Raw genomic sequence first — 21,587 nt, 5'->3', positions numbered from 1 at the left:
GATACGACTTGGTAGCCAGCGCTGCTCAGGGCAGGGCGGGCACGGCATCGAGCAGAGCGCGGGTATAGCTGTGCTTGGGGGCAGCGAAGACCGTCTCGACCGCGCCGGTCTCCACCACGCGTCCGTCCTTCATCACCAGCACGCGGTCGGTCAGGTGATGGATGACCCCGAGATCATGGGAGATGAACAGCAGGGCCGTACCGGAGGCCGCTTGGAGTTCCGCCAGCAGGTCGAGCACCTGCGCCTGCACAGAGACGTCGAGTGCACTGACGGGCTCGTCGGCGATCAGCAGCTTGGGCCGAGGCGCGAAGGCGCGCGCAATCGCCACGCGCTGGCGTTGCCCGCCGGACAGCTCGCGCGGATAGCGATTGAGGAAGCTCGACCCAAGGCGCACTTCATCGAGAACCTCGATGACGCGCCGACGCCGATCGGAGCCGAAGACGCCGACGGTGTCGAGGCTTTCGCCGACGATCTTCTCGACCGTGTAACGCGGATCGAACGAGCTCAGGGCGTCCTGCGCGATCAGCTGCATGCTGGCGCGTCTGGACCGGCGCTCGGCCTCGCTGCGATGGCTCCAGGGCTGGCCATCCACGAGCACCGTCCCCGAATCGGGCTCGACCAGGCCGAGCACGATCTTCGCAACGGTCGTCTTGCCCGAGCCGGACTCGCCGACGATGCCAAGCGCCTCGCCAGCTGCGAGCTCGAAAGACACGTTGTTAACCACGACCGCACCGCCGCCATAGCGCTTCACCAGGCCACTGGCCGAGAGCACGTGCTGTCCCGCGTCGATCCGCTTCGGCGGCAGCGGAAGGCGTTTCTGGACGGCCTCGGTGGGTAACGAGATTGCGCTGGCTTCGGATTGCGTCACAGGCGATAGCCGAAAACCTCGTGACGCGGCGGAAGGCACCGCATCGAGGAGCTGGCGCGTATAGGGATGCGCCGGCTGGGACAGGATCTGCTTCGTAGGCCCTTCTTCGACGATCCGCCCTTGCCTCATCACCAGCACGCGGTCGGCCAAGCGCGCGACGACTGCGAGATCGTGGCTGATCAGGAGCAAGGTCTGACCGCCCTGCTTCCGCTCCGCCAGCAGGTCGAGAATCTGCTTCTGCACGGTGGCGTCGAGCGCGGTCGTCGGTTCGTCCGCGATCAGCAGTGAGGGCTGCCGAGCGATCGCGGTGGCGATCAGCGCGCGCTGACGCAATCCGCCCGAGAGCTGATGGGGGTATTGCGGCAGCCGCCGCTCCGGATCGGGAATCCCGACGGAGCGGAGCAGGGCGCGGCTTTCCTCGCGGACGTCCCTGCGAACGAAGCAGCCGGGATGGCCGAAGGCGTCCGCGAGCTGTTGCGAAACCCGACGCAGCGGGTCGAGCGAAACGAGCGCATCCTGCAGGACGAAGCCGATCTTCGTGCCACGCAGGCGCCGCCAGTCGCGCTCCCGAAAACCGAGCACGTCGTCTCCAGCGATCTCGAAGCGGCTCGCGCCGACGACGGCGCCGGACAGGCCGATCAGCGCCCGGGCCGTCACGGACTTGCCCGAACCGGATTCCCCGACCAGGGCGACGGTTTCGCCCTCATGGATCGTCAGGTCGATACCGTGGACGACACGGTTGTCCTGCCGCCCGTCAGGAAATGCGATGGTGAGATCTCGAATATCGACGAGCGACGTCATCCCGACCTCCTGCCTTCGAAGGCGGCCTGCCAGCGCCGGCCGACCACGCTGATCGCGATGACCGTGAGCGTGATGGCGAGACCGGGCCAGACGCCGATCCACCACGCGACCCGGAGGTAGTTGCGCCCCTCGGCCAGCATCGAGCCCCATTCCGGCGCCGGGGGCTGCGGACCCATGCCGAGGAAGCTGAGGCCGGCGGCGCCGATGATCGCGGTGCCGAGGCCGATGGTGGCGAGGATCGGTACCTGCGCGACGGCATGGGGCAGGACATGGCGCAGCACGAGCACCGTTCGGCTGAGGCCGAAGGTCCGGGCCTGCTCGACATAGCCGCTGCGGGCGATCACGAAAGTCTGCGCCCGGACGACACGGGCGAAGCGCGGGACGAAGGCGACGCCCAGCGCGAAGATCAGGTTGGTCGTGCCCGGTCCGGTGAAGGAGATCAGCACCAGCGCCAGCAGCAGATCGGGAAAGGCCGAAACCACGTCGAGAAAGCGGGTGATGATCTCGTCGACGAGGCCGCGCGACAGGCCGGCGAGGAGGCCGAGGACCGAGCCGATCGTCGCGGCGAAGGCGACGGCGCTGACGCCGATCAGGATCGAGTAGCGCGCTCCGTGCACGACGCGCGAAAAAACGTCCCGGCCGAGATGGTCGGTGCCGAACCAGTATTGCCAGGAGGGCGGCAACTGCGCCTGCAGCGGATCGGCGGCGATCGGATCGGCCCCGGCGATGAGGCCCGGCCAGATCGTGGCGACCGCGACGACGGCCAGGAACAGAGCGGCGAGAACCAGGCCGGGCTGCGCGGGCAGGGCATGGAGGAGCGGGCGGCGGCGAAGCGTTTCGCCTGCCTGCGAGGTCGGGAGGGCGCTCATCGGGCGGCCTCCCGGCCCTCGTCGCGCAGGCGCGGATCGAGCAGCAGATAGAGGATGTCCACCGATGTGCTCAGCGTCACGTAGGTGAAGGCGGACAGGATCGCGACCGCCAGCACCACCGGCATGTCGTGGCCGAGGACGGCCTCTACGGTGACGCGACCGAGCCCCGGCCGGCCGAAGACGGATTCGGTGATGACGGCGCCTGAGAGCAGACTGCCGACGAGCCATCCGGTCAGCGTCACGGCCGGCAGGGCGGCATGCCTAAGCCCATGCCGCAGGCGCAGCACGAGGCCGCTCGTCCCCCAGCTTCGCACCGTCAGCGCGAAGGGCTCCTCCAGGGCGCGTTCCAGCCCCTGGCGCAGCACCTGCCCGACCACGGCTCCGAGCGGCAAACCCAGCGCGAGCGCGGGCAGCACCAGCGCGGAAAAGCTTCGATCTCCCGAGACCGGGAAGAGCTTGAGGGTGAACGAGAACAGGTAAAGCAGCAGGATGCCAAGCCAGAAGGACGGTGTCGAGACCAGCGTCAACTCCAGCGCGCCGGCGATGCTCCGCGGAATGCGCCGCCCGGCGGTCAGGACCGCGCTCGTCACCGAGAACAGGATCGCGACGAAGAGCGCAGCCGCCGTGAGTTTCAGCGTCGGCACGATCTGCGACAGAACGAGCTGCGAGACATCGGTCTGAAGGAGATAGGAGCGGCCGAAATCGCCGTGCAGGATGCGGATCAGATAGCGCAGATATTGCCACGGTACCGGCTCGTCGAGCCCCCATTCGGCGCGGATGGCAGCCTCGATCTCCGGGGTGCGCAGTTGCTCGCCGATCAGCAGGCTGACGATGTCGCCGGGCGCGAGATGCACGCTGACGAAGCTCAGCGTGATCGCAGCCCAGAGCACGAGCAGGCCGGAGCCGATGCGGCTCGCGATCTGTACGGGGAGGCCGTTGCGCCGCAGCCTGAACGGGCGCGACGCGACGAGAGCGGGTGCCGGACTCAGGGCCGATGTCTGTCGGGATTCCATGCGTTTCCGTTTCTGCGATCACAGACTGGCGGGCGCCGGCCGGGCAGGCCGCCGCCGGGGATCGGCTATTCGCTGCGCCAGATGTCGTAGGCGCTCTCGGGCATCTGCTTGAACGGCCTGAACGAGATGCCCTTCACGGAGCTCGATGCGGCAACCTGGTCTTCCGGCTCGTAGAGCGGCAGGGCGTAAGCCTGTTCGACGATCGCGAAGCGCTGCAGCCGTGAATAGAGCTCGAAGCGCTTCTTGGCATCGAGCGTGCCGGCGGCCTCGGTGAGCCACTGCGACAGCTCCGGCGCGGCCGCGCGGCTGTAGTTGATCGAACCGCCCCGATCGACCGGCAGATAATGATACTCGATGTCGATCGCATCGGTCGGCGTGTTGGAATTGGCGATCGATCCGAACTGGCCGGTCTTGCGCCGCTCCGTATAGGTGCCGGCGTCGACGAAGACGATGGCGAGATCGATGCCGGCATTCTGCCGTGCCTGGGCCTGCAGCGCTTGCAGCAGAACATCTCGCTGGTCGCGCACGGTGGCCTGGGCCTGCACCACCTCGATCGTCAGGCGCTTGCCATCCTTGGTACGGAAGCCCTGCGGGTCGCGACCGGTCCAGCCGGCCTCGTCGAGAAGCTGGTTCGCACGCTTGGAATCGGCGCCGTAGGCCTTCTCGATGCTCTTGTCGTAGAACTGCGTGTCGATCGGGGAGGTGATGCCCCAGGCGCGGGTGCGCTCGCCGCGATAGACCGATTTCAGGACGCCATCGACATCGATCGAGGCGACCAGCGCCTTGCGGACGTTGACGTCCTGGGTCGGTCCCCAGGTCACGTTCAGGAAGAGCGAATAGGGCGTGCCGGTGTTAAGCGCGGTCTGATAGGTGAAGTCCGCATTGCCCTTGAACAGGCCGGCATCGTTGCCGGAGATGCCCTCGATCACATCGACCTGGCCGGATGTCAGCGCGCCGGTGCGCACCGAGGATTCCGGCAGGAAGCGGTAGGTCACCTCGTCCAGATAGGCTGGCCCCTGATGGCCGGCATTGGCCGGTGCCCAGTTGTAATCGGGGTTCTTGACGAACCGGATGTCCTGCCCCTTGGCGTAGCGCTTCAGGATGAAGGGGCCCGTGCCCGCGATCTCCGGGCCGCCGGATTTGAGCTGGCTGGACGAATAGGCGCCCGGCGAGAGAAGCTCGAGGCCGGCGGCAAAGTCGAGGAAGGGCGCGTAGATCCGGTCGAGCGTGAAGGAGACGGTGCGCTCGTCGGGAGTCTTGATCTCGACGACGCGGGAGACCGGGCCTGCGCTGGCGCTGCCGGAATAGCCGGCGTCCTTCAACTTGGTGAAGTTGGTGGCCACGGCGGCGGCATTGAAGGGCTGGCCGTCGGTGAACTTCACGCCGTCGCGCAGCTTGAACTTGTAGGTCCGGCCGTCCTGCGAAATCTCGTACCCGGTCGCCAGCCACGGCACGTAGCCGCCATCGGCGGTGCGTGCGAGCAGCGACTCATAGGCGTTGCGCAGCAGGAGCTTGGTCTTGTCCTGGCCATTCAGTTGCGGGTTGAGCGTCGCGGGATCGGTCTCGACGCCCCAGGCCAGCTTGCCGCCGTTGACGGGTTTGCGATCGCTGGCGAAGCCCGGCGAGCACAGGGCCGTCGCCGAGACGAGTGCTGCGCTCAGGGTCAAGAAATGCCTGCGTGGGAGTATTATCATTCTCTCTCCGTGTCGATCTGCGGCGGGCGCGTGTTGGCGCGGCTGCGGGCTCTCAGCCCTGCAGCCAGATGTCGTAGGCGTTCTCGGGAAGGCGCTTGAACGGCCGGAAACCGGCGCCCTTGACGCGCACTGATGCGGCGATCTGATCCTCGGGCACATAGAGCGGCAGGCCATAGGCCTGCTCCAGCAAAGCGAAGTGCTGGAGCCGTCCGTAGATTTCGAAGCGCTTTTTCGTGTCGAGCGTCGAGGCCGCCTCGTCCAGCCATGCTGAGATTTCGGGCGCTTCGGTGCGGCTGTAATTGATCGAGCCGCCCTTGTTGCGGGGCAGGTAGTGGAAATAGATCGTGACGCTGTTTTCCTGCGTCGTGGTCGAGTTCGGGATGATGCCGTACTGGCCGTCGTTCTGCCGGGTCGTGTAGGTGCCGGCGTCGACATAGCGGAGCACGAGGTCGACCCCGGCGTTCTGGCGCGCCTGGGCCTGAACGGCCTGGAGCAGCACGTCGCGCTGGTCCCGCAGGGTCGCCTGCGACTGGACGATCTCGATGCTGAGGCGCTGCCCGTTCTTCGTGCGGAAGCCTTCGGCGTCGCGGCTGTTCCAGCCGGCCTCGTCGAGCAATTGATTGGCGCGCTTCGGATCGAAGCCGTAGCTGCCCTCGATGCTGCGATCGTAGAAATCCGTGTCGGCGGGGGTCAGGATACCCCAGGCCCGCTGGCGTTCGCCGCGATAGACCGAGCGGATGACCCTCTCGACATCGATGGCGGCGAGGACGGCTTGCCGGACCCGGACATCCGCTGTCGGACCCTGTGTCACGTTCAGGTAGAGCGTATAGGGCGTGCCGGTGTTGAGCGCGCTCTGATACGTGAATTCGGGATTGTCCTTGAACAGGCCGGCGTCGTTGCCGGAAATGCCCTCGATCACGTCGACCTGGCCGGAGGTCAAGGCACCAGTGCGTACGGCAGCTTCCGGGAGAAAGCGGTAGGTGATGCGGTCGAGCCAGGCCGGGCCCTGATGCCCGGCATTGGCCGGCGCCCAGTTATAGGCTTCGTTCCGGACGAAGCGGATCTCCTGACCTTTCACATAGCGCTCGATCCTGAAAGGACCGGTTCCGGCGATGTCCGGTCCGCCGGCCTTGAGCTGGGCAGACGCGAAGGATTTCGGCGACAGGATCTCGATCCCGGCCGCGCCATCGAGAAACGGTGCGTAGACGCGGCTGAGCTTCAAAACCAGCGTGCGCGCATCGACCGCGATGGCCTCCGAGACATGTGAGACATGCCCCGCGCTGATGCTGCCGGAATAGGTCGGCTCTTTCAGCTTGGTAAAGTTCAGCGCGACGGCGGCGGCATCAAATTTCTCGCCATCGTGGAACGACACATCGTCCCTGAGCGTGAAGGTGTAGACCCTGCCATCCTCGGAGATGGCATAGTCCTTTGCCAGCCACGGCACGTAGCCGCCATCGGGCGTGCGGGCCAGTAATGTCTCGTAGGCGTTGCGCAGGATGAGCTTGGCTTTCGCCTGACCGTTGAGATGGGGATTGAGGGTGCTGGGCTCCGTCTCCACACCCCAGGTCAGCGAACCGCCTTTGACCGGCGCTGCTTTCGGCTGCGCGCCGACGTGGCCCGGCGCTGCCGCCGCCAGTGCCGTCGCTCCCGCTCCACCCAGGAGCATCCTTCGCGTGATCATGATGTCGAACCCTTCTGGCTGGCTCAGGCGGCAAGGGAGGCGCGAGCCTCGGCCGCGAGAAGCTCGATCGTCTTCAGGCGCCATGCGCCTTCGTTGACGGGGCAGTCGACGATGAACTCGTCGATCCCGAATTCCCGATGCAGCCGCTGCAATTCAGCATGGATCCGAGCCGGCGTGCCGCGCAGGAGCAACGAGCTGCGCTCCTCGATGCGGTATTCGCGCGAGCCCGTCTGCCTGATGTATTCCAGCGCCTGCTCGCGGCTGGTGACATTGACGCCTTGGCCGTTCTCGATGTCGACGCGGAAGCGTCGCGCATCGGGTGCGAGACTGCTGGCCAGATCATCGGTCTCGGCAGTGACCACGCCCACGGCGAGCAGCGCAGAGGTGCCGCCGGCGGCGCGATAGGCCGACAGGGCTTCACCAATCGCGGCCTCGTCGCCATGGATATGGCCGGGATAGACGAAACCCCAGCCGAGACCGGCGGCGAGGCGAGCGCTCTCGATGCTCGCACCGAGCAGGAAGCGGGCAGGTGGCTGCGCCGGTGCCGGGAAGGCCGCAAGCCGATTGCCGGCATCGCTGCCGTCATGATGCTCGCGCAGGAAGCCGTCGAGTTCCACGAGCTGCGTGTCGAAGCTCGGCTTGCGGGCAGGATCGTAGGCGCCCTGCAGGGCATGGGTCGATAGCGGCATCCCGCCCGGCGCCTTGCCGATGCCGATATCGACGCGCCCCGGCGCCAGTGCGGCGAGCAGGTTGAAGTTCTCGGCGACTTTATAGGCGCTGTAGTGCTGGAGCATCACGCCGCCCGAGCCGATTCGGATGCGGCTGGTGTTCGCCAGCAGGAAGCTGATCAGCACCTCGGGCGATGAGCTCGCCAGCTTCGCCGCGTTGTGGTGCTCCGCCACCCAGAACCGCGCGAAACCGAGCTCCTCTGCCGTTTTTGCGAGCCAGAGCGTCCGCTGGAGCGCGTCGGCAGCGGTCTCGTTTGCCTGAAGAGGGCTCTTGTCGAGGAAGCTCAGTCGATAGGGCATTCGGCCTCGCCGGGCATTGACAGTCGATGTTGTTCGAATAGTCTATAGAATTAATAGATTGATCGATCAAGCGGCAGCAAGCAAGCCAGACCGCAGCGATTTTCGGAGAATGTTATGGCTGACGTTTTTGTCCGCTCTTCGCCTCTCGACCCGGCGGCCGAACCACTGCTGGAGGGGCTGATAGCGGAATATGATGGGCGCTATGGCGCCGCGAGCCGACCCGGCGGAGCTCGTTCTGAGATTCTCCGCTATCCGGCCGAAGCCTTCGCTCCGCCGCTCGGCACCTTCCTGCTCTTGCAGCGTGACGGCGAAACGATCGCGGGCGGTGCATTCATGAGCCACGACGATGAGACGGCGGAGTTCAAGCGCATCTGGACACGCCCGGATCTGCGTCGACAGGGGCTTGCCCGGCAAGTCGTGCTTGCGCTCGAAGAGGCGGCTGCCGAGTTGGGCTATACGCGGGCGTATCTGACTACCGGTTTCCGGCAGCCCGAAGCGTCGGCCTTGTACATCACTCTTGGCTATCGTCCGCTCTTCGACACGACCGTCAATCCCACCCTCTACCGCTCCTTGCCTTTCGAGAAACATATCGGCGCAAGGGCAGGGCAGGCCGGGACATACCCGGTCTATGAGCCTGCCGCGTCACTGGAAGACGCCACCAAGCGCGTCGCCGCGATCAAGGCCGAGCAGGAGGCGAAGGTATCTGCGCGGCTGGCATCCCATCTGGCTTCAGCGGCCTGAGCACCACCGGATCGGATCTCACGATGACACAGAAATCTACAATTTTACTGGGCTTTGGGCTGCATACGAACGCCCATGGAGACGATCCCGACTGGCGCGGCTTTTGGAATAACCTCGTCGGCCGGCTCGACGGTGCGGCTGAATTCCTGACCCTGGAAGATCGCTTCGCCGATCCCGGCCGGGACGGGCTCGACGCGATCCTGCTGGCAAACTGGCTCGCGCCGCGTAGCCGCGACATCGGCATCATCGCCGGCGCGCCCCTCAACTTCGTCGAGCCCTTCCACGTCTCGACCGCGATCGCCACCCTGGACTATGTGAGCGCGGGCAGGGCTGGTCTCCTGATCCAGCGCCTGGATCAGCAGCGGAGCCGTGACGCCGGCCGTGCCATCGGAGCGCTAAAGGGGTTTCCGGCGGTCGATCCGCCGTCTCTTGACAGCGACACGCTGGCGGCGACCGAGGTCGTGAGGCGGCTATGGGACAGCTGGGAGGACGATGCGGTCATCCGCGACGTCACCAGCCAACGCTATGTCGATGGCGAGAAGCTTCACTATATCCACTTCCAGAGCGCCGATTTCCGCGTGCTGGGGCCCTCCATCACGCCAAGACCGCCGCAGGGCCAGCCTCTGGTCGCGTTCGGCTGGACAACGGAAGCGGATCTGGCACTGGCGCGCGTTGCCGACGCGGTCTTCGTGCCGGCGGGAACTGGTTTTGCCGGAGTGGCGGCTAAGCTGCGGGGCGATGGCCAGGGCACGAGGCCGAAGGTCATCGCAGATTTGCAAGTCAGGCCCGATGCGGCTGATGTCGCAGAGCTGGTCGCCGCTGCCCAGACTTCGGTGGCTCAGGGAGCAGAAGGTATCCGCCTGATCTTGCCCGCCCCCTACCGGCAGATCGCGTCCGTCGTTGACGCACTGGTACCCGCTCTACGCGCGGACCTCCTGGTCGCTCAGCCCGTGGGCGCAGATCTGCGCACCCGTTTCGGCCTGCCTGTCGCCCGCAATCGCTACGCCGCGGCGGCCTGAGCTCGGAGAAATACCATGTCCAAGAAGCAGATCATCCTCGGGGCGCAGTTTCCGGGCGTGAACAATTTCACGGTGTGGAGCGATCCGGCCGCCGGCAGCCAGATCGAATTCGCCTCGTTCCGGCACTTCGCCGAGACCGTGGAGCGCGGCAAGTTCGACTTCATCTTCCTCGCAGAAGGCCTGAGGGTTCGGGAACAGAAGGGGCGCTTCCATGAGCTCGATGTCGTCGGTCGCCCGAACACGCTGGCCATCCTCACGGCATTGGCTTCGATCACCAATCATGTCGGGCTGATCGGAACGCTGACCACGACGTTCAACGAGCCCTATCCGCTCGCACGCCAGCTCGCGACGCTTGATATCCTGTCCGGCGGGCGCGCCGGCTGGAATGTCGTGACCTCGCCCGGTGCCTTCACCGGGGCGAATTTCCGCCGCGGCGACCATCTGCCTTTCCGCGAGCGCTACGAGCGTGCGCGGGACTTTCTCGAAACCGCGCGCGCGATCTGGCAGGGCGGCGAATTCCACGCCTGCTCCTCCCATTTCGACATCGCGGGCCGGACGAGTGCCGCTCCATTGCCGCAAGGTGCTCCGGTCATCGCGCAGGCCGGAGATTCCGACGAGGGCCGGGAACTCGCTGCCAGCCATGCTGACCTGATCTATTCGCGGCATGGCACCCTCGAGGAAGGACAGGCCTTCTATGCCGATGTGAAGCAGCGTCTCGCCAAATACGGCCGCAGCCGCGATGCCCTGAAAATCCTGCCGGGCGCCAATTTCGTCCTGGGCGAGACGCTCGAAGACGCGCTGGAAAGACAGAAGGCCATCCGCCTGCAGCAGGTCAGCCCGAAGAACGCCATCGTCTTCCTCGAACAGGTCTGGAACCGCGATCTCACGGCCTATGATCCGGACGGCCCGCTGCCGGAGGTCGATCCCGATGTCGCCGTCGAGCAGCTCGCGCAGGGACGCGCGGCGCGCTACGACAACCGGCTGGAGACAGCGCGCGCCTGGCGCGAACTGGCAGAGCGCGAGAAGCTCAGCATCCGCGAGCTCATCATCAAGGTAACCGGGCGCAAGCAGTTCGTCGGGACGCCGGCGCAGGTCGCCGAGGAAATCGATCGCTATGTCCAGACGGATGCTGCGGACGGTTTCGTCTTCGCGCCCCATCTCACGCCCGGCGGCTTCGATGAATTCGTCGAGAAGGTCGTCCCGATCCTGCAAGAGCGCAAGGTTTTCCGGCAGGACTATGTCGCGCCCACCCTGCGCGGAAACCTCGCTCTTCCCGAGGCCTGGCAGCCGGTCGCGAAGGCGGTATAGGCGGCTATTGGTTTGGTGTCGGCGCCGCCTTGTGCGGCGCCGAACTCGTCTGCGATACCGGGGGCTCGTCACGCAGCAGCGGCAACAGTTGCAGGCCCTGGCGCTCGATCTCGGCGAGATAAGGCGTATCTGACAGGATGAATTTGGTGATCCCGAGATCGCGATATTTCTTCAGCGATCTCGCGACGTCCGCGGCTGAACCGACGAGCCAGGTCGTTCCCGCGCCGCCGCCACCGACCTTGCCCGGTGCGGTGTAAAGATTGTCGTCGAGCACGTCGCCGCGCGAGGCAAGGTCGAGCAGCCGCCGCTGGCCGACGGCCACGACATTCTTGTGGTCCTGCCAGCCCGCGCCGTTGGTCTTCGCCATCGTAGCGACCTTGGCTTCGGCATCGGCCCATGCCTGTTCCGTCGTATCGCGGACCAGCGTCGTTATCCGCAGCCCAAACTGCAGCGGCGCAATCGCCCTGCCCAATCGATCGCTCAGGGATCTGAGACGCGCTATTCGCTGGGCGATTTCGGCGAGCGGCTCGCCCCAGAAGAGTTGCACATCGGCCTCGGTCGCCGCGACGCGTTCCGCCGCTTCCGACGCGCCGCCGAAATAGAGTTTTGGGTGGGCGCGGTCGCCCTGCGGACTCAGGCGAGGTTCAACAGTCGCATTCGAGACCGAGAAATATTGGCCGCTGAAGCTGACCTTCTCCTGAGTCCACAGCTTGCGGACAAGCTGCATGAATTCCCGGGTTCGTGCGTAACGCTGAGCCTGATCGCCCTCCACGTCGCCATAGGCGGCGAGGTCGTCCTGCCCCGAGACGATGTTGATGCGCGCGCGGCCGCCACTCAGATGGTCGAGCGTCGCCGCGGCCGAGGCCAGATTGGCAGGACGCCAATAGCCGGGGCGGATCGCGATCAGCGGCTCGAACGTTCTTGTGCGGGCTGCGAGTGAGGCTGCGACAGTGAACGTGTCGGGCCGCCCCCAGCCTGTTCCGATCAAGGCTCCCTTCCAGCCAAAGCGCTCAAGCGCGAGCGCCTGGCTGGTCAACGTGTCGAGACTGTTGTGGTCGCCGGTTGCGGAATCGCCGCGGTGACCCGGCTTCACGTCGTTCGGGATGTACCAGAGGAATTCGCAGGCTTCCGTCATCCATCCAGACCGCTGGTTGAGCAGGTGCCCGAGATCGCCTGGGGTTTCCAGGTTGCTCTCAGGCTATCGGTTTGCTGTGCGTGAGCCTCGGCCGGCCGGCGTCGTTGAAGTTGGCCGCCGACATATGCAGATTGGAGTACGTGAGGTTGACGCGGCCAAGTTCGCGCCGCGGCCTGACATGCTCCCAAGTCGATTGCGATCAGGCGCGCAGTATCCCCATGGCCTCGGCTGTGACCGGCTAGAGGTTCTGTCGCGCCCCAACGCTTACGCCGCCGAGGAGAGGCTGGAGTGGCCATAGTGCTGCTCAAGGAGGTCGCCGAGATGAGATGCGATTGCACCCATGCCGCGCCGACCGTCCTTCGCCTCCGCGTCGGGATTGTAGTTGGTGTTTGTGTTCACGTCATAGACGTAAGCATTTCCATCGGCGTCGGCGATGAATTCGATCCCTGCTATCCCGATGGCGTTGGCCTTCAGGAAAGCCTCGCATGCAGGCACCAGAGGGTGCTCGAATGCGCGATGAATCTGGAACTTGTCGCCTGGAGCAACGGTCGCGCAGCTTGAGTCGATCTGGCAGACATCGGCAGGGCAGAGTTCGAACCCTTCGGATGTATCGACCCGAACCGCATAAACGAAGCGGCCTCCGACAAACTCCATTCTCGTGATGAACGGCGCGGGAGCGGCGATGTATTGCTGCACGAGGGTGATGCCGTCGATCGATTCCTCGAAATCGGTGCTCTCGACGTGCTGCGCGAGCGCCTCGCGCGAGTAGAGCAGCTTGACGCCGAGCCCCTTGCCGGCCCGGTTGTGCTTGAGGATCACCGGGAACCCGATCTGCTCAGCCGCTGCCAAGAGATGCGCGCGTCCCACAACAGCGATGGTGCGCGGTGTCCGGATGCCGAAGGGCGCCAGGGCTTCATACTGCGCGACCTTCGAGACCTCCAGTTGCAACGCACGACCACCGTTCACGACCACGCGCCCATGCCGTTCGAGCCAAGCCAGCACGCCCGCCGTACGTTCCGGTGCGTAGCGGTGACCCCGGGTGTGGGATGAGGCGCTCATGCGGTTGTAAAAGACGCCCTCCGGCGGAGCGGCGGAAAGATCGAGAATGCCCTCGTCGATAAACCATTCCGCGTAGGGAACTCGCTTCGCCTCGAACTCCCGTCGCAGGGGCACGACCCACGCGTCGTTTTCGTGAATGACGAACACCTGCGGCTCATCTGTCAGGTCGTGAAGCGTGCTCATCGAAAATCTGCCAATGGTTCTCGGGTAACGATTTCAAGGAACCATAGTCATCTCGGCGCATGGTCAAAACCCGGGCGCAAAAATAAGAAAATTCAGGTCAAGCAAAGACATAGGGCAAGAATTTTATCCTTCAGAGCAGCGTGAAATTGGCATTTCGATCTTGCTTGCTCCTAAGGCACCCCGCTGGATCGAGGACAGAGTGGCGTTTGCCGAACTGACTGTTTGGCGTGGATCAAGGCGGCCGTCGCACAGGCGACAGCCGCCTGTGGGTGCTCAGAACGCAGGGAGCTGGCCGGGCAGCTTGTCTTTGACGAGCTGGCGGATGGTATCGTTCTGATAGGCCGACACGAGCTTCTTGAAGACAGGCTTGTCCTTGTCGGCCGTGCGGACAGCGATGAAGTTGTTGTAGGGGTTGTTGACGGAGGTCTCGATCGCGATCGAATCCTTGCCGGGGATCAGACCGGCCTGCACCGAGTAGTTCGTATTGATCACCGCCGCGTCCAGGTCGTCGAGGGTCCGCGAAAGCTGCGCGGCATCGATCTCATTGAACTTTCAGCTTCTTCGGATTCTCGGAGATGTCGAGGACGCTGGGGACGAGGCCTACATTGTCCTTGAGCTTGATCAGCTTCTGCGACTGCAACAGCAGCAGTGCCCGCCCGCCATTGGACGGGTCATTGGGGATGCCGATCGATGCACCTTCCTTCAGTTCGCCGATCGCCTTGACCTTCCGCGAGTAGAGGCCGATCGGAGCAACGATCGTCTCGGCGATGGGCGTGATCTTGTAGCCCTTGGTCTTAATCTGGTTTTCCAAGAATGGCCGGTGTTGGAAAGCATTTGCGTCCAGATCGCCGGCGTTGAGCGCCTCATTGGGCAGAAGATAGTCGTTGAACACCACGACCGTGATGTCGAGCCCGTCCTTCTGGGCGATGTCCTTGACCGCGGCCCAGATAATTTCGGAATCCCCGCCGGAAATGCCGACCTTGAGCTTGTCATTGGCCAGCGCAGGCACTGCCGCTGCAGACAGGACGGCGAGAGCCGCGAAAATCAAACGCTTCATGATGGAGTGTCCTAAGATCGCTGCGAATCCAAGTCGCGGCGCACATCAAGATTTTGTTGCTTAGAAGAAGTTGGGGCCATCTCACGGGCGCCGAACTCTCCATAGCCAATCTTGTACCAAAGGTCAGATTTTGTGCACTTGCGAATATTGCTCTTTTGTTTCCAGAATAATCTACCTTACCTGCACGCAAGAGAAGAATTTCCTGTGTTCATTCACGGTCGGGGCGGACGCGGCAAGCAACTCTTGACGAAGTGGCTCGGTCCCCGCGAAGAGCTGCCGTCCAGTGCGCCCTTCGCGCGGACTGTCTGAGGAGAGTTTAATGGCCAAAGCTGACGCGTCGCATGGTCCCAACACGCGGCTGGGCCATGGTGGCAATGACCCCATGGACTACTATGGGTTCGTGAATCCGCCGGTCGTTCGTGCGTCCACGGTTCTGTTCCTCGACGCGCGGACGCTGATCGCAGAGGACCAGAAGTACAACTACGGAACGCATGGCACGCCGACGACCGATGCTCTCTGCGAGGCGATTAGCGGTCTTGAGGGTGCGGCCGGGACGGTCCTCGTTCCATCCGGCCTCGCTGCGATCTCCGTCCCGTTGCTGACGTTTTTGTCGGCGGGGGACCATGTCCTGATCACCGATTCCGTGTACGGCCCGACCCGGCGCTTCGCCAACGAGGTGCTCCCGAGGATGGGTGTGACGGTCGAATATTTCGATCCGCTGCTGGGGGCGGATATCGCCCGGCATCTTCGCCCGGAAACGCGCGTCGTCTTCCTGGAAACGCCGGGTTCAAACACTTTCGACATGCAGGATATTCCGGCGATCGCCGCTATCTGCCGGCCGAGGGGCATCGTGACAATGGTCGACAATACCTGGGCCACGCCGCTGTATTACCGGCCCTTGGAACAGGGCGTCGACATCGTCATCCACGCAGCGACGAAGTACCTAGGCGGCCACTCCGACGTTCTGATGGGGACGGTGTCGACCAACGCGCAGCTCTGGCCCAGGCTGTATCGCGGGCACATGGTACTGGGCATGTGCGTCGGGTCCGACGATGCCTATCTCATCCTGCGAGGCCTTCGTGGATTGGGCCGCAGGCTGGCGGTCCATCAGGAGTCCACATTGGCCGTTGCTCGCTGGCTGGAGGGGCGCGATGAGGTCAAGCGCGTCTATCATCCCGCCCTGGAAACCGATCCCGGCCACGCCATCTGGAAGCGCGACTTCTCGGGAGCAGCCAGCCTGTTCTCGTTCAGCTTGCGGGATGGCGTCGACGCTCATCGGCTTCTCAATGCGTTGAGCGTGTTCGGGCTCGGATACTCCTATGGCGGCTATGAAAGCCTTGCAGCCAAGGTCAATCTCGCGGACCGTACGCTGAAGCGGGCCGATGCCGAGGACACCCTGATCCGCCTCCACATCGGCCTCGAGGATGTCGAGGACCTGATCGCAGATCTGGAAAGAGCGCTCATCGCAGCCAGGGTGGCGGCTCCTGACGATCTCCCTGCGGCCTCGTAACCGAAGACCGCTGGATGTGATCATCAGTGATGGAGTCCGGCGCCCTCCAGAGGGCGCCGACGAATCTCGGCAAGTTCAGATGCGACCTTATCCTGAGCAGCATCGCTTTCCGCCTTGAACGCGCGGCGCAGCCAGCCATTCGCATCGACAAGAACGAGCGCCGGCGCCAAGGCGCTGGCGGTGATCTCGGCCAGAGCCGCGGCCAAGGGGGCGGGGTCCTCGACAGGGCAACGCGGACCCGCCCCATCGATCTGAGCCTGGGCGCTTGCGCCACGCTCGTCGCGATCGAACCACAATGTCAGAGGCACGCCGTTGCCCGGCGCGACGATGGTGCCGCCGACGCAACGCGCGACGAAACCGGGCATGCGCGCGGCACCGGACCAACTCATCTCCGAGGGCGAGAAGATGCGAGCGCCGGCCCGCAGGCGGATAAAGTCGATCAGCGACCAGATCACGGCATCGCCCAGTTGCGCATTTGGCGGCATCCGGCCGCTGCCATGGCGGATCGACCAGAACAATTCGCCGCTGGGGCGCCCCGCGATTAGCGGTGCGGAGAGGTCTGGCGGCCATACGGATTGCGCGACCGCGACGGGGCCGCGCCCACGCGCGTCTACGCCATGGCAACTCGCGCAATCGCGCTGGAAAAGGTCCCGGCCCGTTGCGATGGAGCGTGCGGCATAGCCTGTCGGAGAACCCTGGAAGCTCGTCGGAACCGCAGCGACGACATAGGGGCGCCATGGCGGAATCTGCACAAAAGCCAGTGCGATGGTGCCGGCAAGAAGGGCTGGCCAACGCAGTTTGCGAAGCAACAGGGCCGCAGCGAAAAGCGCAAGCGCTATCGCCACGGGGGCCAGCAGGCGGAAAAGTCCGTCGCGCAGATAAGCATCGTCCCAGAAGGCGGGTACTGGCCTCAAGGCAAAGGGCCAAATGGGCCGCTCGTGGATTGCCGGAGGCTCGCTGGCCAGTGCGGCCGCAACCGCGACGATGGCCAGTCCAAGGCCGGCCTCTATGGCAACCGAGAGGGCAAGGGCGCTTGCGGAACCGCTTGTCTCGGCCTTTGGCGCGAAGCGGAAACGATTGGCGCAGGCCAGCAGCAAGAGCCCGCCGAACAGAGCGATTTTGGCGATTGCGAGCTTGCCGTAGGCCGTCCCGAGCAATCCCGGCAAGCTACCGATCAGCGCCTGTGTCTGGGAGACCGACGTTGCAGCGAGAACGATGACGCAGGCCAAGCCGAGCGGCGTGAAGCGCCGGGCGAGCATGGGTGCCAGTGCTGGCTGGAGCAGGCAGACAGCAAGAAGGGAGGGCAAAGCTCCCAGCCACAGGCCGGCCGCCGCGACATGGAGGCCCAGTGCTGTGGTCGTCCATGGGTCTGTTGCGGCGCCGTGACCGAGCAGGCCTTGAAGCAAGGCAGCGACCGTCAACAGGAGGAGCCCGACCGTCCGCGCGAGGCCAGTGCCGCGAAGCAATACGAGGGTCAGGATCAGCAACCCGGCGCGCAGCATCAGCGTCTCGCCGAAGCGCGTTTCGGCCAGCACGCAGATGGCCTGGATGCTATCCAGAGGTTGGCCCAGCATGGCGTTGCCTTGCAGCCAGAACCAGACCGCACCGCTCAGCAGTGCCGCGACGACGGAGAACCGGCTGCAGGATGCTAGCCGCAACGAAAGCCGCTGGCCTTCCGATGTCGCGGCGAGCGGGCGACAGGCCAGCAGGCGAAACGCCTCGGTGCCAAGGCCAGACAGCAGGGCGGCGAGATGGAGCCAGCGGACCGCTGGCAGCGCCGCCCCGATCAGCGCTTCCACATCAGGGCCTGACGGTGAACCGATACTGGCCGGTGACGCGATGGGTGTCGACCGAGGTCGCAGCCCATTCGACGCTGTAGGTGCCCGGCGAGACCGGTTTGAGCAGGATCTTGAGCGCCTTTCGGTCTCCCGGCACGGCTTCTGCCGGTGCAGCGCTGACGACCCCGCCGCGCGCATCCTTGACCGTGATGCTGCTCAGCTTGGCCTCAAGCTCCTCGGTGAAGCTGAGGGTGATCTCTGGCGGCGCGGCGACGGTGGCTCCCTCTGCGGGAGACGCGGTTTTGAGATGGGCGTGGGCGACGGCCTGCGTTGCGGCCAGGGCAAAAGCGAGCGTCAGCCCGAGATGTCGAGACATGGGTAAGGTCCTGCGATGGGGAAGGGGGATTGCGAGCTCACCAGCTCGCGTCGAGCCCGAGATGAGCGAGCGCCTGTCCGCGCAATTCCGCCAGGCGCGGATCGCCGCGGTGGCGCGGATAGGGCAGGTCGTTGATGATCTCGGCCTTGATCCGGGCCGGGCGCTCGCTCAGCACGATGACGCGTTGGGCGAGGAACAGCGCCTCCTCGACATCATGGGTGACGAGCAGGGTGGTGAAGCCGCGCTGGCGCCAGAGCTCGGCGATTTCGGTCTGCATGGCGATCCGCGTCAGCGAGTCGAGCTTGCCGAGCGGCTCGTCGAGGATGAGTACGCTGGGGTCGTTGACGAGGGCGCGGGCCAAGGCCGCGCGCTGGGCCATGCCGCCGGAGAGCTGGCGCGGGAAGGCCCGTTCGAAGCCGGCGAGACCGACAGTCTTCAGGGCGTCGTCGACGCGGCCCTTCTGGCTGGCGAGCAGGCCGCGCGCCTCCAACCCGAGCGCGACGTTCTTCCAGACCGTGCGCCAGGGGTAGAGCGTCGGGTCCTGGAAGACGACGACGCGGGAGGGATCGGGCGTCGTGATCTCCTCCCCCGTCGCCGCGATGCGGCCCTGCGAGGGCGGTTCGAGCCCGGCGACCAGCCTGAGCAAGGTCGACTTGCCGCAGCCGCTCGGCCCGAGCAGGGCAACGAACTCGCCGGCCTTGATGTCGAGATCGATATCGTCGAGCACCGGCAGAGGGCGGCCTTCGAGATCGAAGGCGTGCGAGACGCCGGCGATCGAGAGTTCGGCGCCGTTGGCCCGGGAGTGCCGGTCGCGGGCGAGACAGCGAGCTGGGAGGCTACCATTTCACCACATCCTTCTGCCAGCCGAGCAGGCGGTCGCGCACGGCGAAAAGCAGCGTAATGAGTCCCGAGAAGATCAGCGCCATCACGATCAGCGCGCCGTACATGTTGGAGTAGGCGGCCCAGCCCTGCGCCCATTGCAGGTAATAGCCGAGGCCGGATTTGACCCCCATCATCTCGGCCGCGACGAGCACCGAGAACGAGGCGCCTAGCCCCATGAACAGGCCGACGAAGACATGCGGCAAAGCGGCGGGGATCGCGACCTTGAAGATCAGGAAGGCGCGCCCTGCGCCGAGCGTCCGGGCGACGTCGTAATAGGCCTTGTCGACGCTAGCGACGCCGGACCAGGTCAGCACCGTGACCGGGAACCAGGTGGCGAGCGCGATCAGGAAGATCGCCGCCGAGAAGCTTGACGGGAAGAAGAAGAAGGCCATCGGCAGGAGCGCGGTCGATGGGATCGGCCCGAGGAAGCGCAGCACCGGATGGACCCAGTAGCCGAGCCCGCGTGACCAGCCGATCGCGACACCGGTGACGAAGCCGGAAATCGTGCCGAACAGGAAGCCCAAAGCCAGCAGGCGCAGCGAATGCAGCACGCTCTCGCCGAGCCGCGGCCAGTCCTCGGCATAGACCTCGACCAGCGCGGAAGGCGGGGCGAAGAAGGGCACGGGCAGCAGGCCGAACTTCGCCGTCAGCAGATCCCAGACGCCGACGAAGAGCGCCAGCACCACGAGCCAGGGCGCCGCTCGGCCGAGGCGCCGGCCGAGCGGCGGCCAGAGCGCGCCCAGAGCCGTCGCCAGCGCCAGCAGGACGGCCCAGCCGATGAAGCCGGCATTGGTCTCGCCGACATAGAGCGGGTCGGCAAAGCCGACCTTCTTGTTGGCGAGCAGCGTGACGGAGGCCGCCACTGCTGTCCAGGCCGCTGTGGCGAGCGCGCCCCGCGCCAGGACCGAGCCGTCGACCTGCAGGCGCGGCTGGTCGAAGGCCGATGCGGAGCCGGTCTGTTCAAACGGGGACATGGGGCACGATCTTCTGCGCGAAGGCCTTGGCGTCAGTGTTCTTGCGGATCACGTTGACGAGCTTGAGCTGTTCGGTGAACAGCGCGACGTCGTCGCGGAGCGCCGCGCCCGTGGAATGATGGTCATGTGTGTGGCTGCGCAGGATCGCGGCCACCGTCTCGGGCGTGACCTTGGCCGGGACGAACGGCGCGAAGATCTCGGCCGTCTTGTCGGGATTGGCGGCCGTCCAGGCCTGCGCCTCGACGATGGCGCGCGAGATCGCTCCAGCGACTTCGGGTTGGTCGCGGATCAGGGCGCCGCGCAGGCCGAGCACGCAGCAGGTCGATTTCGCGTACTGGCCTTCGAGATTGGTGGCGAGCTCGACGAGCTTGTCGCGCTCGCGGATCAGGTAGAGATGCGGATCGTCGCCCGCGAGCGCCTGGACCTCGCCCTTCTTCAGAGCTTCGCCGAACAGATCCTGCGGATACTGGACCCAACTCACATCCTTCTCGGGGTCGAGCCCGATCTCGGCGAGGCGGATGGCGAAGAAATTGCGCACCGGGCTCGCCGGATCGGTGACGGCGACCGACTTGCCCTTGAGGTCCTTCAGGCTGCGGATATTGGCGGCTTCAGGCACCAGCAGCCGCATGCAGCCGCCATGGGTGCCGACGGTGAGGCCGACGTCGAAGCCCTGCTCCAGCGGCTTCAGCCAGCGCAGGGCCATGCCGATGCCGCCATCGGCATGGCCGGTCGCGATCGCCTGCAGCAGGGCGTCGGTCGGGCCGCTGAAATTCACCGGCTCCACCGCGAGATTATATTTCTCGAACAGGCCCTGTTTCAGCGCGACCGAGATCGGCGACTGGCACACGGCCGTCTGGCCCCAGGCGAGCTTGATCGTCTGACGCTGCTTCAGCGGCGCCACCTGCGCGAAGGCATGCTGCCCGGCCAAGCCGGCCAGCGGCGCGGCGGCGAGCGCGGCGGCTCCGCGCAACAAGGTGCGGCGGGAGGGGAAGGTCGTCTGGGTCATGGTCGCTCCTTGCCGCTCTGCGCGGCTGCATGGTCGTTCGGGGAAAGGTCAGGCTGCCGCGCGGCTTACGGGCACGCGCTCGACGGTGCCGCGCACTTCGACACCCTGCCGGAGCAAGTTCAGGATCGGGCAGAAGCGCTCGACGACGGCGTTCAGGGCGTCGAGCTCGGTCTCGTCCGTCGTGAGCCTGACGGTGTAGGATAGGTCGTGCGGATAGATCGGCGTGGTCTCGTGGCCGGGCGTTCCGGCGCGCGGGTCAAGCTGGCCATGGACCTCGACCGAGACATCTTCCAACGCGATCTGTTGGTCGGCGGCCTGGATCAGGTAGGTGTGGGTCAGGCAGCTCGACAGCGCTCCGAGCAGGAGTTCGGGCGAACTCGGCCCAAGATCGTAGCCGGCGAAATCCGGCGGGCTGTCGCTGATCACCTGGAAGTCGCGGATGCGGATACGCCGCACGCCGCTGCGCCCCTCGGCATGGGCCCGAGCCTGCAGGCGCAGCGGGCTAGCCTCTCCCGAGCGGGCATAGGCCTTGCGGCGCAGGAGGGCGTCGCGCTTCTGGGCGAGATACTCGTTGAGATTGGACATGGATGCGTCCCGGTCTGGCT

17 protein-coding genes and 2 pseudogenes are annotated in these 21,587 nt (G+C 65.4%); 4 read left to right on the top strand and 15 right to left on the bottom strand.

The features are described 5' to 3' along the window. Positions 1–25: 25 nt before the first annotated feature. From ACFJGT_RS12000 to ACFJGT_RS11975, 6 genes are all read right to left on the bottom strand, one after another. On the bottom strand, positions 26–1,669 hold the full coding sequence (locus ACFJGT_RS12000; protein WP_377848726.1) for a dipeptide ABC transporter ATP-binding protein: 1,644 nt from the start codon (positions 1,667–1,669) through the stop codon (positions 26–28). Then, positions 1,666–2,538: an ABC transporter permease gene (locus ACFJGT_RS11995; RefSeq protein ID WP_377848725.1), complete on the bottom strand. Its 873-nt coding sequence runs from the start codon at positions 2,536–2,538 to the stop codon at positions 1,666–1,668. The genes ACFJGT_RS12000 and ACFJGT_RS11995 overlap by 4 nt, the downstream gene beginning before the upstream one ends. Continuing rightward, positions 2,535–3,551 carry an ABC transporter permease gene (locus ACFJGT_RS11990; RefSeq protein ID WP_377848724.1) on the bottom strand — a complete coding sequence of 339 codons (1,017 nt, stop codon included), beginning with the start codon at positions 3,549–3,551 and terminating at the stop codon, positions 2,535–2,537. The genes ACFJGT_RS11995 and ACFJGT_RS11990 overlap by 4 nt, the downstream gene beginning before the upstream one ends. Before the next feature lie 65 nt (positions 3,552–3,616). Next, positions 3,617–5,239 (bottom strand): ABC transporter substrate-binding protein, encoded by a 1,623-nt coding sequence (locus ACFJGT_RS11985; protein ID WP_377848972.1) that lies wholly within the window; start codon positions 5,237–5,239, stop codon positions 3,617–3,619. Between the two features lie 58 nt (positions 5,240–5,297). Further along, positions 5,298–6,926 (bottom strand): ABC transporter substrate-binding protein, encoded by a 1,629-nt coding sequence (locus ACFJGT_RS11980; RefSeq protein ID WP_377848723.1) that lies wholly within the window; start codon positions 6,924–6,926, stop codon positions 5,298–5,300. Between the two features lie 23 nt (positions 6,927–6,949). Next, the gene (locus ACFJGT_RS11975; protein ID WP_377848722.1) at positions 6,950–7,954 is read right to left on the bottom strand and encodes an MsnO8 family LLM class oxidoreductase; all 1,005 of its coding nucleotides are present in this window, start codon (positions 7,952–7,954) and stop codon (positions 6,950–6,952) included. 114 nt (positions 7,955–8,068) lie between these two features. On the opposite strand from ACFJGT_RS11975, the gene ACFJGT_RS11970 reads away from it, so the two are divergent. Genes ACFJGT_RS11970 through ACFJGT_RS11960 form a run of 3 tightly spaced genes read left to right on the top strand, consistent with a single transcriptional unit; the run spans position 8,069 to position 11,022 of the window. Then, positions 8,069–8,695, top strand: a complete 627-nt coding sequence (locus ACFJGT_RS11970; RefSeq protein ID WP_377848721.1) for a GNAT family N-acetyltransferase — start codon at positions 8,069–8,071, stop codon at positions 8,693–8,695. Positions 8,696–8,718: 23 nt separating this feature from the next. Continuing rightward, positions 8,719–9,714 (top strand): LLM class flavin-dependent oxidoreductase, encoded by a 996-nt coding sequence (locus ACFJGT_RS11965; protein ID WP_377848720.1) that lies wholly within the window; start codon positions 8,719–8,721, stop codon positions 9,712–9,714. A 15-nt stretch (positions 9,715–9,729) separates the two neighbouring features. Continuing rightward, positions 9,730–11,022, top strand: coding sequence for an LLM class flavin-dependent oxidoreductase (locus tag ACFJGT_RS11960; protein WP_377848719.1), 1,293 nt, complete (start codon positions 9,730–9,732; stop codon positions 11,020–11,022). A 67-nt stretch (positions 11,023–11,089) separates the two neighbouring features. Here ACFJGT_RS11960 and ACFJGT_RS11955 read toward each other — a convergent pair. The 3 genes and pseudogenes from ACFJGT_RS11955 to ACFJGT_RS11945 form a co-directional block, all read right to left on the bottom strand. After that, positions 11,090–12,157 (bottom strand): annotated as a pseudogene (locus ACFJGT_RS11955) (LLM class flavin-dependent oxidoreductase); the annotation flags it as partial. Positions 12,158–12,421: 264 nt separating this feature from the next. After that, entirely contained in the window at positions 12,422–13,399 is a 978-nt protein-coding gene (locus ACFJGT_RS11950; protein ID WP_377848718.1) for a RimK family alpha-L-glutamate ligase, read from the bottom strand. A gap of 273 nt (positions 13,400–13,672) precedes the next feature. Further along, positions 13,673–14,456: pseudogene (locus ACFJGT_RS11945) on the bottom strand (MetQ/NlpA family ABC transporter substrate-binding protein). 319 nt (positions 14,457–14,775) lie between these two features. Here ACFJGT_RS11945 and metC point away from each other — a divergent pair. Then, a complete protein-coding gene (metC, locus tag ACFJGT_RS11940) occupies positions 14,776–15,966 on the top strand; it encodes a cystathionine beta-lyase (protein WP_377848717.1) in 1,191 nt (396 codons plus the stop codon). A gap of 23 nt (positions 15,967–15,989) precedes the next feature. Here metC and ACFJGT_RS11935 read toward each other — a convergent pair whose 3' ends face one another. The 6 genes from ACFJGT_RS11935 to ACFJGT_RS11910 form a co-directional block, all read right to left on the bottom strand. Then, complete coding sequence (locus ACFJGT_RS11935; protein ID WP_377848716.1) at positions 15,990–17,765, bottom strand: CopD family protein; 1,776 nt, start codon at positions 17,763–17,765, stop codon at positions 15,990–15,992. A 1-nt stretch (position 17,766) separates the two neighbouring features. After that, positions 17,767–18,120, bottom strand: coding sequence for a copper homeostasis periplasmic binding protein CopC (gene copC, locus ACFJGT_RS11930; protein ID WP_377848715.1), 354 nt, complete (start codon positions 18,118–18,120; stop codon positions 17,767–17,769). A gap of 37 nt (positions 18,121–18,157) precedes the next feature. Continuing rightward, complete coding sequence (locus ACFJGT_RS11925) at positions 18,158–18,895, bottom strand: ABC transporter ATP-binding protein (RefSeq protein ID WP_377848971.1); 738 nt, start codon at positions 18,893–18,895, stop codon at positions 18,158–18,160. Between the two features lie 61 nt (positions 18,896–18,956). Beyond that, positions 18,957–19,976 (bottom strand): ABC transporter permease, encoded by a 1,020-nt coding sequence (locus ACFJGT_RS11920; RefSeq protein ID WP_377848714.1) that lies wholly within the window; start codon positions 19,974–19,976, stop codon positions 18,957–18,959. Then, a complete protein-coding gene (locus ACFJGT_RS11915) occupies positions 19,963–20,982 on the bottom strand; it encodes an ABC transporter substrate-binding protein (RefSeq protein ID WP_113584288.1) in 1,020 nt (339 codons plus the stop codon). The genes ACFJGT_RS11920 and ACFJGT_RS11915 overlap by 14 nt, the downstream gene beginning before the upstream one ends. A gap of 48 nt (positions 20,983–21,030) precedes the next feature. Next, positions 21,031–21,567 (bottom strand): OsmC family protein, encoded by a 537-nt coding sequence (locus ACFJGT_RS11910; protein WP_377848713.1) that lies wholly within the window; start codon positions 21,565–21,567, stop codon positions 21,031–21,033. Between the last annotated feature and the right edge of the window lie 20 nt (positions 21,568–21,587).

The sequence above is a fragment of the Allobosea sp. UC22_33 genome, assembly GCF_042700715.1.
Taxonomy (GTDB): domain Bacteria; phylum Pseudomonadota; class Alphaproteobacteria; order Rhizobiales; family Beijerinckiaceae; genus Allobosea.
The sequence above is the reverse complement of the archived record's forward strand: the minus strand, read 5'-3'. Positions and strand labels throughout refer to the sequence as shown.